Raw genomic sequence first — 13978 nt, 5'->3', positions numbered from 1 at the left:
CAGGTGCACATCGGCGTGGCCGTCGCCATCGAGGAAGGGCTCATCACCCCCGTGATCCGCGACGCGGACCGCAAGGGCGTCAGCGAGATCTCGGCGGAGGTCAAGGAACTCGCCGGCCGCGCCCGGGAAAAGAAGCTGAAGCCCGAGGAGTTCACGGGCAGCACGTTCAGCATCAGCAACCTGGGGATGTTCGGCATCGAGGAGTTCACCGCCATCATCAACCCGCCGGAAGCCGCCATCCTGGCCGTGGGCGCCATTGGCCCCAAGGTGGTGGTGGACGACGAGGGGAACATGGCCATCCGCCAGCGCATGCGCATGACGCTGAGCTGCGATCACCGCGTGATCGACGGCGCGACCGGCGCGGCCTTCCTGCAGACGCTCAAGCAGTACCTGGAAGACCCGATGATGATGATCGCCTGATCGTCATTCCGGAACGCGGGAGAACGCGGGGGCGGCCGATGGGGCCGCCCCCGCGTTTCCGTTTCGGGTGTGCGCCGGGAGCGTCGCGCGCCCGGCGGGACCGGCGCGCGAGGGGAAGACGATCCGCCTCCGCTGAGCGCCGGACGCGATCACAAAAGGCTCCGCCGAAACCCGGCGGAGCCTTTGCCCGTTACACGTTCTGGTCGCCTGCCCGTGGAGCGCGTAGCTTGCCGGCGCAGGTCCCGCCTTTTCCTCCCCCGAGGTGCCCCATGTACCTGACGCTGTACACCGTCGCCGGATGGGCGATGGCCGGGTGGCTGCTGATGATGCTTCTGCCCACCTTTCGCGTTACGCGCTGGATCGCGGAGCGGGCGGTGTTTCCCATCTTCCTCTCCCTGCTGTACCTGGCCGGCATCGTTCCGCTGCTGATGCGGCTGGGACCGGGCATGGTACGCGACTTCGGCGATGCGCCGGGTGTCATTCGCCTGCTGGGCAACCCCGACATCGCGCTGGTGGCGTGGATTCACATCCTCGCCTTTGACCAGGCGGTGGCGCTCTGGATCTACCGCGACAACATGCGCGAGCGCTGGCTTCCGCTGCCGGTGCAGTCCATCATCCTCTTTGCGACGCTGATGTTCGGGCCGCTGGGGCTGCTGTCGTACGTGGCGCTGCGCGGACTGGCCCGCAGCCGCCGCGCCGCGCGGGCGGAACCGGCGGAAACCGAGCCGGCGATGGGGCGCCTCTCCGCGCGGGAAGGCGTGGGGAGCGCGGCGCGGGTCGCTGCGGCGCGCGTGATGGGTCTCTTTGCCCGTGAGCGCGCGCTGACCGCCGTCGGCGTGCTGGGCATCGTGCTGGGCGCGGGGTGTGCGGCCGCCGTCGGCATCCGCGGCGGCGAGTTCGTGGCGCCGGAGGGGCACCTGCGCAAGGCGATGACCTTCGACATCGCCATCGGCATCTACCTGCTCACGCTGGTGATGGTGCTTCCCCTGGCGCGGTTCCGCCCGCGCGGGCTGGCGGCGTGGCGCGCGGGGCACGTGGCGCTGGGCCTGTACGCGTACGGGATGGAGACCGTGCAGATCGCGCGGGGGCTGGACCCGCGCTTTACCCGCGCGGGGAGCGTGACGGACCAGATTCTGGGCGGCGTCTTCTTCCTGACCGCGCTGGCGCTGATGGGGATGTTCGGCGTGATGGCGTGGCGCATCGTGCGGCGGCGCACGGACGGCGCGGACGGGCCGCTGCTGATCGCCCTCCGCTACGCGGCGCTGGCCACGCTGGGCGCCGGGCTGGCCTCGGGGGTGTGGATGAGCGCCGCGAACGGATCGGCGGCGGGCGCGGGGAGCATTCTGCCTCTGCACGCCCTGGGTTTCCACGGGCTGCAGGCGCTGCCCCTGGTCGCCATCCTGCTCACGTGGGCGGGGGTGGATGCGGCGCGGGCGCGGACGTGGGTGCACGCGGCGGGCGTGGCGTGGCTGGCCGCGTGTGCGGGGATCGCGTGGCAGACTATCGCCGGGCGGGCCGTCCTGGAGCCGTCGCCGGCGATGGCGGTCGCGGCGGGCGCCCTGCTGGCGTGGGCGGGGGTGGCGGCGGCCGCCGCGCGGGCGTGGCTGCACGCGGACGCGCCGGCTCCGGCCCGCTCCGTGCTCCGGGCCACCTGACCCGCGTTCCGTCACGCACGACGCCCATCGACCGATGACCCTGATCCGCCACCTCGTACCGCTCGCCGTCCTGGGCACGCTGGGCGGATGCGGCTTTTCCGTCACGCCGCCCCCGCAGATGCTGCCGCCCGCGCAGGTGCTGGCCGCCGGGCAGGAAATCCGCGGCGCGCTGGAGCGCACCGATCCCCAGGCGGACGACGGGTCGTACTACGACGAGTACGAGCTTCGGGGCGCGCCGGGGACGCGGATGACGGTCACGCTGCGCTCCAGCGAGTTCGACACCTTTCTGGCGGTGGGCTCCGCGCCGGGCGCGGGGTGGCGGCAGACGGCGGGGGACGACGACGGCGCGGGGGGCACGGACAGCCGGCTGGTCCTCACCCTTCCCGCGGGGGGCGCGCTGGTGATCCGCGCCAACTCGCTGGAAGCGCGGCGGACGGGCGCCTACACGCTGAGCGCGCAGGCCGCGCCCTGATCAGCGGGCCGCCGTGCGGCGGTCGCGCGGCACGTGGCGCAGCACGTAGAGCAGGCGGCCGCGCTGCGGATCCGCGGGGTGGTGCGCGTAGTCCCAGCGGCGCACCTCCATCTGGAACTCGCGGATGCGCCTGCCCGGGGGCGCGTTGCGGTTCGCGCGCTCCGCGGCCACGTCCAGAAACTCGCGCAGCTTGGGCACGCGCGTGGTGTCCTTGTCCCACGCGCGCAGCAGCCAGCGGTAGCGCGAGTCCGCCACCGCGCCGATCGAGTTCTCAAACCGGGCCTGCTCGCGCGTGCCGTCCGCGTACACCACCATGGGACGCACGTACTCCACCGGCTCCCGCCGCTGCGAGCCGCTGAACATCTGCATGGCGGTAAAGGGAAAGCGCTCCGTGCGCGTGGCCCAGCACAGGATGGCGACCGCCAGAAACACCTGCGCCAGCCGAGCCTGCGTCACCACGGACCGCCCCGCGTCCAACATCGGCCCCGAGGACGCCATCGCCGGCGGGCGCAGCCGCCCGGCCCAGGCGGCGATGCGGTCCCGCACGGGGGTCCAGTCGTAGAACACGGCCTGAATGGCGATCAGGTCGGGGAACAGAATGTTCTGCAGCAGCAGAATGCCCACGTGCATCCCCGCCATCACCACGGGAAGGATCAACCGCGCCCAGCGGCTCACCAGCACGAGCACAAAGGTCAGCTCGCCCATCAGCGCCACGAAGCCCAGCACCCCGAAGATCCACACCGGCCCGCGGATCATCCAGAACACCACCTCGAAGTCGAAGTGCATGGGCTCCAGCACCCCCGCCATCAGCCGGTGCTCCATGTGCTCGCCGTACCACCAGCCGAACCCGCCCTTCCGCATCTTGCTCAGCGCGGCCAGGGTGTAGGGGAGCGCAATGGCCATCCACACCAGGTAGCGGCCAATGGCGTAGCGCAGCCGCGGCTCCCGCGCGGGCTCCACGGGGAGGCCGCGGCGCGCCCGCAGCCAGCGGTCCACCGACCACGCGTCCCCGCAGGGCGTAAACGAGAGCAGCAGAAGCGCGTAGAGCGGAATCACGCCCGTGTGGTAGCCCCAGGCGTAGCTGCGCAGAATGCTGCCGAACAGCAGGTACCACAGCGCGGCGGCGGGCACGGTGAACCGGGTGAACAGCCCCGCCATCGCCGCCACCAGCAGCGCGGCGGTCGTGAGCTCAAAGACGCGCAGCGCCGGCTCGCTGGCCAGGAACGCGGCAAAGACGGGGATGCCGTGCAGCATCTCCACCAACCACTGGCCGTGCATCAGCAGCATGCGGCGGGGGAGCGCGCCGGTGCTGGCCAGGTCCTCCCACCACACGCTGGCCAGCAGGATCAGCGCGATCCAGATGCGGATGGCGGCCAGCGCCTCCGCCGTGGTGGGCTGCAGCCACCGCCCGATGCGCGCCGGGGACAGCGCGGCGATGGCGGGAACGGTGAGGGAAAAGGCGAGCAGGATGAGCAGCCCGTCGCGCAGGTGCGCGCGCCAGTCCGCCAGCACGGGCGCGAGCGGCGAGCCCGCGCCCAGGACGCGCAGCAGCAGGGGCGCAACCAGGCCGGCCCCCACCGCCCAGAGCAGGGCGGCGAACGCCAGGTACCCGGCGACCCGGCGGGGTGACCACCGGCCGGACGGACGGACTTCGGAAACGCTCATCAAATCCAGGTGCGCGCCAGCAGCGGGACAAGGCTTGTTCCTGCGGGGATACACCGCAGGACGCGCCGGGTTTTCCGCCGCGGAATCTACATCCATCCGAAAGGATGACCAGCGGGCCGCTCGATCCTCCGGCTGGGGCACGGTGGTCGGTCCGCTCCGCGATGGCCCCATGCTTCGGCGGGAGCCGCTTTCCGGCGATGCAAGCGCACGGCACATGGGTCAGAAAGCCCATGCCGGTGCGCCCGCGCGCCGTCTATTGTTTCCGCGTCGGCGCGCCGCATTCGCGTATGTTCGCGCGGGGCGGGAACTTGCTGACACGGAAAGAGGTAGCAGCGTCGGGAGGGAGAAGGGGCGGCTGATCAAGAGCCTTTCGCCCCCTGCCCCGCGGAGTAGATTGTCCCGCGAGGTTTCCCCGCCGCTTCCGCGCCTCTCTCCCTGCCCCGGGTTGCACCGCGCCGCCCGCATCCCTTTTCCGATCCCGAGGAAGTTGCTCCGCATGTACCGTTCGAGTGTTTCTCTGCTGCTCGCGGGCGCCGCGCTGGCCGCCGCGCCGCTTGCCGCGCAGTCCCCGCTGCGCGTGGGCCAGACCGTATCGGGCCGCCTGGAGGCCGGCGACCCCACCATGGGCGATGAACAGCACTACGACGCGTACCTGCTGCAGGGCAGCCCGGGCGCGCACGTCGTCGTTCGCATGGAGTCCGACGACTTCGACACCGAACTGCACGTGGGCCCGGCGCGCGGCGAATGGTCCGTGCTGGACAGCAACGACGACAGCGGCTCCGGCACCAACTCGTACCTGCTCGTAACGCTGGACGCCGACGGCCGCGCCCTGATTCGCGCCGCCGCGCTGAGCGGCGGAGAAGAGGGCGAGTATGAGCTGTTCACCCGCGAGTGGCGCAGCCCCGCCACCACGCCCATCGCCGTGGGCCAGCAGCTTTCCGGCACGCTGGACGAGGATGACTTCACCGACGTGAACGGGCCCGAGGACCGCTACACGCTGCGCGGCACGGCGGGCCGCACCGTCACCGTCAGCGTGGCGTCGGACGCGTTCGACACGCAGGTGTCCATCGGCCGGCAGGTGCAGGAGGCGTGGGAGGAGCTGGAGGGCAACGACGACCGCGGCGACGGCACCAACTCGCAGGCCGTCATCACCTTCCCCGAAACGGGCGTGTACCAGATCGCGGTCTTCGCGTTCGAGGCCGGCGGCACCGGCGCGTACACCGTCCGCGTGGACGAGGGCGACGTGGCCGAGCCGGAGGACGCGGAAGAGGTGGACTTTTCCGGCCAGGGCCGCGAGGGCGGCGAACCCACGGTGCAGGCACTCGCCGGGCCGGGGACGGTGAGCGGCACCCTTTCGGACGGCGACGCCCGGCTGGACGACGACTCGTACTACCGCGACTACACCTGGCAGGGCCGCGCGGGCGAGCGGCTCACCATCGACCTCTCGTCGGACGACTTCGACGCCATCCTGGCCATCGGCACGGGGACGGGCGACGAGTTCGAGGAGATGGAGAGCAACGACGACGCCGGCGAAGGCACGGACGCGCGGCTGGAAGTGACGCTTCCCAGCGCGGGGACCTTCACCATCCGCGTCAACACGCTGAATGGCGGTGAAACCGGGACGTACGTGCTGAACGTGCAGTCCCGTCGCTGAGGGTGCGCATGCACCTCCCCTTCCTTCATCCAGGAACACACATGAGCACCATCAAGCGCGGGGCCGCGGCCCTGGCCGTTCTTTGTGCCGCGGCGGCGTGCGCGCCGGCCGGCGGCGTCTCCACCGGCCCGGGCGAGGGCGGCCGCATTGCCGTGGGGCAGCGCCTGACCGGGCGGCTGAGCAGCGCCAACCCCAGCGCGCTGGAGCACGGCCCCTTTCGCGCCTACCGCTTCACCGCCACCAAGGGGCAGCGCCTGATCGCCACCATGGAGTCCGGCGACTTTGACACCTTTCTTACCGTGGCGCGCATGATCGGCCCGGTGATGGAAACGGTAAAGAGCGACGACGACGGCGGCGAAGACACCAACTCGCGCGTGCGCTTCGTGGCCCCGGAAAGCGGCTCGTACCTGCTGATCGCGCAGTCGCTCCCCGAGGACGGCGCGGGGAGCTACACCGTGGCGCTCAACCCCGCCCCGGCCAGCGTGGCCAGCACGGTGCCCCTGGCCCTGGGCCAGCGCGTCACCGGCAGCATCACCGACACCGACGAGGTGGAGGAAGATACGGAGCGCCCGTACGACACCTACACCTTCCGCGGCCGCGCCGGACAGCGGCTGACGGTCAAGATGGAATCCGAGGGCTTCGACACCTACGTGGACCTGGGGCGGATGGAGAACGGCGCCTTCAAGTCGCTGGCGTCGGACGACGACGGCGCGGGCGAAGGCACCAACTCGCGCCTGCGCTACGTGATCCCCACGGACGGCGACTACGTGATCCACGCCGCCGGCTTTGGCAGCGACGCGCTGGGCGAGTACATCATCTCCATGGAAGAGCGGCCGCAGGTGGCCCGCGCGGCGCAGGCGCTGCGCTCCGGGGTGACGGCCACGGGCGCGCTGGATGAGGACGACGAGGTGCTGGAGGCCGACAATTCGTTCTTCGACTCCTGGACCTACGCCGGCCGCGCCGGCGAGCAGATCAAGATCACCATGTCGTCCGAGGCGTTCGACACCTACGTCGTCATCGGGCGGATGGTGAACGGCGAGTTCGAGGAAGTCGCCAAGATGGACGACGGCGGCGAGGGCACCGACACCCTGCTGGAAGTCACCCTTCCCGCGGACGGCGAATACGTGATCCGCGCCAACTCGTACCAGTCCGGCCAGACCGGCGACTACACGCTGCGCGTGGACAGCTCGCGCGACCGCTGATCCCTTCGGCCCGGCCACGAAAACCGCCCCCCGTCCCCTCGCGGACGGGGGGCGGTCGTGCGTTCGGGGCATCGCGGGACAAGCCCGCGATGCGCCCACCGCGGGCCGAGGTGGCGCAAACGCCCGATTTCCATTATCTTACAGGGTTACTGCACGAAAGACATTCACGATGCGGCCGCGGCGAACCGCGGCCACCCTGCAATTCGGACCCGGAAGTGACGAGCCCGGGCCACCTGCGGACGACACAAGAGAGACCATGCGTTTTGACGAGTTGAGCCTTGCGCCGGAGCTCCTGCGCAACGTACGGGCGATGGGCTACGAGACGCCCACGCCCATTCAGCAGCAGGCCATTCCCGCCGCCCTGGAAGGCCGCGACGTGCTGGGCAAGGCGCCCACCGGCACCGGCAAGACGGCGGCGTTCATGCTTCCCACCCTTACCCGGCTGCGGGGCAAGGAAGGGCTGCGCTGCCTGGTGCTGTGCCCCACGCGCGAGCTGGCCATTCAGGTGGCCGACAACGCGCGGCAGTACGCGGTGAACACCGAGATGTTCGTGGGCATCGTGTACGGCGGCGTGCCGCTGGACCGCGACCTGCGCGACCTGCGGGCCGGGGTGGAGATCCTGGTGGCCACTCCGGGCCGCCTGAACGACCACCTGGAGCGCGGCAACGTGGACCTCAGCAACATCGAGGTCCTGATTCTGGACGAGGCCGACCGCATGCTCGACATGGGGTTCAAGCCGCAGATCGACAACATCCTGCGGCGCTGCAAGCGCACGGGGCGGCAGACGCTGTTCTTCAGCGCCACCATGCCCAACTCCGTAAAGTCGCTGGCGTACGAGATGCTCAACGACGCCGTCACGGTCGAGGCGGCGCCCAAGGTGACCACCGCCGAGGGGGTGGAGCAGTTCGTGTATCCGGTGGAGCCCAGCAAGAAGCCGGAGCTGCTGCTGCGCATCCTCAAGCAGGAGGACGTGCGGTCGGCGCTGGTGTTCACGCGCACCAAGTTCGGCGCGGACCGCCTGGCCGGGCAGCTGACGCGCGCGGGGCTGAGCGTGGAAACCATGCACAGCGACCGCAACATGACGCAGCGCGTGCGCGCGCTGGAGGCGTTCCGCGCGGGCGAGGTCAAGATCCTGATCGCCACGGACGTAGCGCAGCGCGGGATCGACGTGGACGGCATCAGCCACGTCATCAACTTCGACGCGCCCAAGGATCCGGAAGGCTACGTGCACCGGGTGGGCCGCACGGCGCGCGCGGGCGAGACGGGGGTGGCCATCACCTTCATGTCGGGCGGCGAGATCGGCGACGTGGCGGCGGTGGAGCACCTGGTGGGTGCGCGCATTCCGCGGGTGAACGTGCCCGGGTTCAGCGTGTTCGTGGACGAGGGCGAAGGTGCCGAGACCACGGTGACCATGAACACCAAGCCCACGCAGAAGGAGCAGCGCGCGTCGCGCGGCCGGCGCATGGGCAAGAACGCCGGCAAGGACCTCTCCCCCGAGGAGCTGCAGAAGCTGCTGGGCGTGTCCGCGGCCTGACGCACGGGTGGACGATGGACGGAACGGGGCGGCTCTCCACGCGAGAGCCGCCCCGTTTTTCTGTGGATGGCGGAGATCACGGCGGCCCCCACCCGGGCCGGCACCACCGGCCCACCCTCCCCAAAACAGACTGGGGGAGGGTTGTCGGGGCAGCGGCTTTGGTGTGTGAAGCAGCACAGATTGGCGCGGCTGCAAGGCTGAGCGACTGAAGTCGCCGCAACAACGGCTGAAAGCCTCACGATACTGCTGTGAGGCTGCTCCTGCGCGGGCGAGGAGTTCGGCGGAAGCCCCGGCCTCCCTGAGCGGATGAATCCGCCGCTCTGACAGCGGTAAGCCCCGACTCGCGGCCCCTGTCGCGTTCACGATCGAGGCTTCAACTGCACCGGGGGAGAAGCAGGGTTGCCATGGCGGGCACCACCGCGGCCCCCACCCGGGTTCGCATCACTCACCCACCCTCCCCCAAAACAGACTGGGGGAGGGTTGTTTCGGGCAATAAACTCTGGAGCGTGTACCAGTGCTCCCTTCCCCCAGGGATTTGTGGGAAGGGCTGGGGATGGGGGCCACGCTCCGCTGCGCCGAACCCTCCGATCTGCCCCCAAACCGCCGTTGGGGTGTGCCCCCTCTCCCACATCTGTTCGTGGGAGAGGGTGGACGCGTCTCAGCGCGGACGGGTGAGGGCCACAGCCCGCGGCCGCACGGCCCTGCGCCCCACGAAAAAGAGCCTGCCCCAACCGGGAGCAGGCTCTTCATCATCCATCATGCGCCGTACTCAGCACTCACGCACCCAGCACTCACGCACTGCCGTTCATCCCTCCAGCAGCATCTGCATCGGATCTTCCAGCATCCGCTTGACGGTGACCAGGAAGCGCACCGCCTCGCTGCCGTCCACGATGCGGTGATCGTAGGTCAGCGCCACGTACATGATGGGGCGGATCTCGATCTGGCCGTTCACCACCATGGGGCGCTCCACGATGTTGTGCATCCCCAGAATACCCACCTGCGGCGGGTTCAGGATGGGGGTGCTGAGCATCGAGCCAAAGGTGCCGCCGTTGGTGATGGTGAAAGTGCCGCCCTGCAGCTCTTGCAACGTCAGCTTGCCGTCCTTGGCGCGCTTGCCCAGCTCGCCGATCACCTTTTCGATCTGCGCAAAGCTCATGCGGTCCGCGTCGCGCACCACGGGCACCACCAGCCCCTCCTCCGCGCCGACGGCAATGCCGATGTCGTAGTAGTGCTTCAGGACGATCTCGTCGCCCTGGATCTCGGCGTTCAGCCGCGGAAACTGCCGCAGCGCGCCAATGACGGCCTTGGTGAAGAACGACATGAAGCCGAGCTTGACGCCGTTCTTCTTGACGAAGTCGTCCTGCCGCGCCTTCCGCAGGTCCATCACCGCCTTGAGGTCCACCTCGTTGAAGGTGGTGAGGCTGGCCGTGGTCTGCTGCGACTCCACCAGACGCCGGGCGATGGTCTGCCGCCGGCGCGACATCTTCTGCCGCTCCTCGCGCCCGGCCTGCGCGGCCACGGGAGCCGGCTTGGGCGCGGCGGATGCGGGCGCCGGCACGGGAGCCGCCGCGGCCGGGGCAGCCGCGGGCGAGGCGGCCGGAGCCGCACCGCCGGTCACCGCGGCCTGCACGTCCTGGTGCGTCACGCGGCCGTTGGGCCCGGTGCCCGGCACGGTGGCGATGTCGATCCCCTTCTCCACCGCCAGTGCGCGGCCGGCGGGCGAGGTCTGCGCCTCACCGGCGGGCGCGGAGGCAACGGGCGTGTCGCTCTGCGGCTTCTCCTCGTACTTCACCGACGCCGTAAGCCCGGCCGCGTCGGCGGGCGAGGCGCCGCCGGCGGCTTCCAGCGAGCCCAGCAGCTCGTTGACGCCCACGGTGTCGCCTTCGTTCTTCACGATCTGCCCCAGCACGCCGGCCGACTGCGCGGCGACTTCCACGGTGATCTTGTCCGTCTCCAGTTCCACCAGGACCTCGTCCTTGGCGACCTGGTCACCCTGCTTCTTGGTCCACCGTCCCACCGTCGCCTCTACGACGGACTCGCCCAGAGGCGGGACGCGAATTTCAACGGCCATGCTTAGGTGCTCCGGAGGTAGTGATGGAACTGCAGGGAATAGGGAATAGGGAATCGGGAATAGGAACAGCAACAGCAGGGGATTCGCGCCCCGGTCTTCGTTTCTGCTCGGCGGACTGGGACAGCGGAACCCACCCGGATCTCCAATCCCCTGATCAGTTCCCCTATTCCCTATTCCCTATTCCCTATTCCCTGCCCTTTTCTACTTTCTCTTCCCGATCAGCCTGGCCCCCGCGCGCCCGCCCACCGCGGGCGGCGCGCCGCGCAGGGCGGCGAACACCAGGCGGTTCTGCTCGGCCAGGTGGCGGTGCATGTAGCCCTCCGCGGGGCTCGCGCGCTCCGGACGGCCCTCGTACCGCAGCGGGATCTCGCCCAGCACCGCGGCCAGGCGCGGCGCGATGAAGCTCCACGCGCCCATGTTGCGCGGCTCCTCCTGCACCCACACCACTTCCTGCAGCGAGGGATACGTGGCCACCAGCGCCGCAATCTCGTCGGCCGGGAAGGGATACAGCTCCTCCACGCGGCCGATGGCAACGCGCTCGATGCCCTCCACGGCCGCGCGCTCGCGGCGGTGGTCGTCCGTGCTGCCGACCAGGTCCACGTACACCTTGCCGGAGCAGAGCACCAGCCGCGTGACGCCCTCCGCCCGCTCCGCCGCGGTGGGATCGGGAATCACGGGCTGGAACGAGCCGTTCGCGAGCTGGTCGATGGACGACAGCGCCATGGGGTGGCGCAGCAGGCTCTTGGGGCTCATCACCACCAGCGGGCGCGGGTCGCCGTGCAGCAGCGCGGCCTGGCGGCGCAGCAGGTGGTAGTAGTTCGCCGAGGTGGTGCAGTTGGCCACGCGCAGGTTGTTCTCCGCGCAGAGCTGAAGGAACCGCTCCAGGCGCGCGCTGCTGTGCTCCGGGCCCTGCCCCTCGTACCCGTGCGGCAGCAGCAGCACCAGGCCGGAGCGCTGGTCCCACTTCTGGTGCGACGACGCCAGGTACTGGTCAATCATCACCTGCGCGCCGTTCACAAAGTCGCCGAACTGCGCCTCCCACAGCACCAGCGTGTCCGGATCCGCCACGCTGTAGCCGTACTCGAAGCCCATCACCGCCATTTCCGAGAGCGGCGAGTTGTGGATCTCGAACGAGGCCTTCGCCTGTGGCAGGAGATGGAAGACGTTCATCCGCGCGCCGGTGCCCGCGTCGCGCAGCACGGCGTGGCGGTGGCTGAAGGTTCCGCGCTCCACGTCCTGGCCGGTGATGCGGATGGGCGTGCCCTCCGCCAGCAGCGACGCGAACGCCAGCGCCTCCGCGTGCCCCCAGTCGATGTTCGCTTCGCCGTTCCCCGCCTCGGCGCGCTTTTGCAGCACCTTGTCCAGGCGCGCGTTGGGGGTAAAGCCCTCCGGCCGCGCCGTGAGCCCCTGGTTCAGCTCCAGCAGCGCCTCGCGCGAGACGGTGCGCTCGCTGCCGCCGCGCCCGTTGGTGGACGGCTCGTCGTGCGGATGCGCGGCGCCGTCCCCCAGCCCTTCCAGCGTCTTCGACAGCGTGTCCAGCACGCGCTGGTACGCCGCGTCGGCCTCCTCGCGCGTCATCACCCCCTCGTCCACCAGCCGCGCGGCGTACGCTTCGCGGGCGGTGGGGTGGTCCTTGATGACGCCGTACATCACCGGTTGCGTAAAGAGCGGCTCGTCGCCCTCGTTGTGCCCCCAGCGGCGGTAGCCCACCAGGTCGATGACAATGTCCTTGGCCCAGCGCGCGCGGTAGGCAAAGGCGAGGCGCGCCACGGCCAGGCACGCCTCCGCGTCGTCCGCGTTCACGTGGACCACGGGGACCTCGAAGCCCTTGGCCAGGTCGCTGGCGTAGCGGGTGGAGCGGCCCTGCTGCGGATCGGTGGTAAAGCCCACCTGGTTGTTGGCGATGATGTGCAGCGTGCCGCCCACGGAGTAGCCGGGCAGCGACTGCATGTTGAACGTTTCCGGCACCGTGCCCTGCCCGGGGAACGCCGCGTCGCCGTGGATGAGCACCGCCACCCCGCGCCGCGGGTCCACTTTGGGCGCACCGGGGCCGGAGGTGTCGTCCTGGGCGGAGCGGGTCATTCCCACCACCACCGGGTTCACGAACTCCAGGTGGCTGGGGTTTGGGGACAGGCGCACGCGCACCGGGCGGCCGTTCACCTCGCGGGTGTCGGTCCAGCCCATGTGGTACTTCACGTCACCGGACGGCTCGTCGCTGTTCTGGTAGGCGTCCAGCGACGGCGCGGCGGCCGCGCTCTGGAAGCCGGCCAGCATCATCTCGTAGGGCTTGCCCAGCACGTGGGTCAGCACGTTCAGCCGGCCGCGGTGCGCCATACCGATGAGCACGTCGTCCGCGCCGGCGCGCGCCGCCTCGCCGATCACCTCGTCCAGCATGGGGACCATGAGGTCCGTCCCTTCGATGCTGAACCGCTTCTGCCCGAAGAAGGCGCGGTGCAGGAACCGCTCAAAGCCTTCCACCTGCGACACGCGGTCCAGCAGGGCGCGGCGGCGCTCGGCGGGGAGCGGCCGGGCGTACTCGCCGGATTCCACCGCTTCGCGAAGCCAGGCGCGCTCCTCGGGGTTGGGGAGATGGAGAAACTCCCATCCCACCGTGCCGGAGTAGATGCCGCGCAGGCGCTGGATCTCGGACAGGGCGTTCGGCGCGTCGCTGCGGTGGCCCACGACCACGGAGGCGGGGAGCGCGGCCAGGTCCGCCTCGGTGATGCCGTGCCACGCCGGGTCCAGCACGGGGTCCACGTCCGGGTCGCCGCCCAGCGGGTTCAGGCGGGCGGCGGTGTGGCCGCGGCCGCGGATGGAGCGGGCCAGCTCGCGCGCGGCCAGCGCCTTGGCAAAGTCCGCCTGCGGCACCGAAGCGGGCGTGGCGGCCGTCCCCGCGGCGGGGGCGGCGGTGCCCTCCAGCGCCTGCAGGTCCGCGGGGGTGAGGGACGCAAAGAAGCCGGCCCAGCCCTGGTCAACGGAGGCGGGGTCGCGCTGAAAACGCTCGAACAGGTCGAGCACGTAGGCCGCGTTGGGCCCGGTGAACTCGCGAAGCTGTGCCATGACACTACCCTCGTGGTGGCGCGCCGCTGCCGCGCGCCTCAAGGCCCCGCCGCCGGTCCGGCGCGGGGCGAGCCGCAATAACTTACGCACCGGCCGCGCCTCTCGCTACCTCGCGCGGCGGGTCCGGGAGGGTCCCGTGCTTTCCCCGCCGCCGCCGGCTGCGGTGTGGATGGCGGAGATCGATGCGGCGGCGGGCGGTGGCCCTCACCCGGCTCGCTAAAGCTCGCCACCCCCTCCCACGAACA

Annotated in this window: 9 protein-coding genes; 6 read left to right on the top strand and 3 right to left on the bottom strand. The window is 70.6% G+C overall.

Annotation, left to right across the window (positions count from 1 at the left end; genetic code table 11):
• The 3 genes from VF665_RS03325 to VF665_RS03315 form a co-directional block, all read left to right on the top strand.
• Nucleotides 1-420 (top strand): 2-oxo acid dehydrogenase subunit E2 (locus VF665_RS03325; RefSeq protein ID WP_331051984.1); only part of this gene is annotated, 420 nt, incomplete at its 5' end.
• 269 nt (nucleotides 421-689) lie between these two features.
• A complete protein-coding gene (locus VF665_RS03320) occupies nucleotides 690-2075 on the top strand; it encodes an ABA4-like family protein (RefSeq protein WP_331051983.1) in 1386 nt (461 codons plus the stop codon).
• 34 nt (nucleotides 2076-2109) lie between these two features.
• Entirely contained in the window at nucleotides 2110-2547 is a 438-nt protein-coding gene (locus VF665_RS03315; protein WP_331051982.1) for a hypothetical protein, read from the top strand.
• Here the strand turns inward: VF665_RS03315 and VF665_RS03310 are convergent, their stop codons facing one another.
• Nucleotides 2548-4212 (bottom strand): hypothetical protein, encoded by a 1665-nt coding sequence (locus VF665_RS03310; protein WP_331051981.1) that lies wholly within the window; start codon nucleotides 4210-4212, stop codon nucleotides 2548-2550.
• Nucleotides 4213-4708: 496 nt separating this feature from the next.
• On the opposite strand from VF665_RS03310, the gene VF665_RS03305 reads away from it, so the two are divergent.
• The 3 genes from VF665_RS03305 (at nucleotide 4709) to VF665_RS03295 (ending at nucleotide 8602) form a co-directional block, all read left to right on the top strand.
• Nucleotides 4709-5866, top strand: coding sequence for a hypothetical protein (locus VF665_RS03305; RefSeq protein ID WP_331051980.1), 1158 nt, complete (start codon nucleotides 4709-4711; stop codon nucleotides 5864-5866).
• A gap of 41 nt (nucleotides 5867-5907) precedes the next feature.
• Nucleotides 5908-7068 (top strand): PPC domain-containing protein, encoded by a 1161-nt coding sequence (locus VF665_RS03300; RefSeq protein ID WP_331051979.1) that lies wholly within the window; start codon nucleotides 5908-5910, stop codon nucleotides 7066-7068.
• A gap of 256 nt (nucleotides 7069-7324) precedes the next feature.
• Nucleotides 7325-8602, top strand: a complete 1278-nt coding sequence (locus VF665_RS03295; protein ID WP_331051978.1) for a DEAD/DEAH box helicase — start codon at nucleotides 7325-7327, stop codon at nucleotides 8600-8602.
• 805 nt (nucleotides 8603-9407) lie between these two features.
• Here VF665_RS03295 and odhB read toward each other — a convergent pair.
• On the bottom strand, nucleotides 9408-10673 hold the full coding sequence (gene odhB / locus VF665_RS03290; protein ID WP_331051977.1) for a 2-oxoglutarate dehydrogenase complex dihydrolipoyllysine-residue succinyltransferase: 1266 nt from the start codon (nucleotides 10671-10673) through the stop codon (nucleotides 9408-9410).
• A 201-nt stretch (nucleotides 10674-10874) separates the two neighbouring features.
• Nucleotides 10875-13733, bottom strand: a complete 2859-nt coding sequence (locus tag VF665_RS03285; RefSeq protein WP_331051976.1) for a 2-oxoglutarate dehydrogenase E1 component — start codon at nucleotides 13731-13733, stop codon at nucleotides 10875-10877.
• Nucleotides 13734-13978: the final 245 nt, after the last annotated feature.

Source organism: Longimicrobium sp. (genome assembly GCF_036387355.1).
Classification (GTDB): domain Bacteria; phylum Gemmatimonadota; class Gemmatimonadetes; order Longimicrobiales; family Longimicrobiaceae; genus Longimicrobium.
Note: the sequence above shows the minus strand (reverse complement) of the source record. Positions and strands in the feature narration are given on the sequence as shown.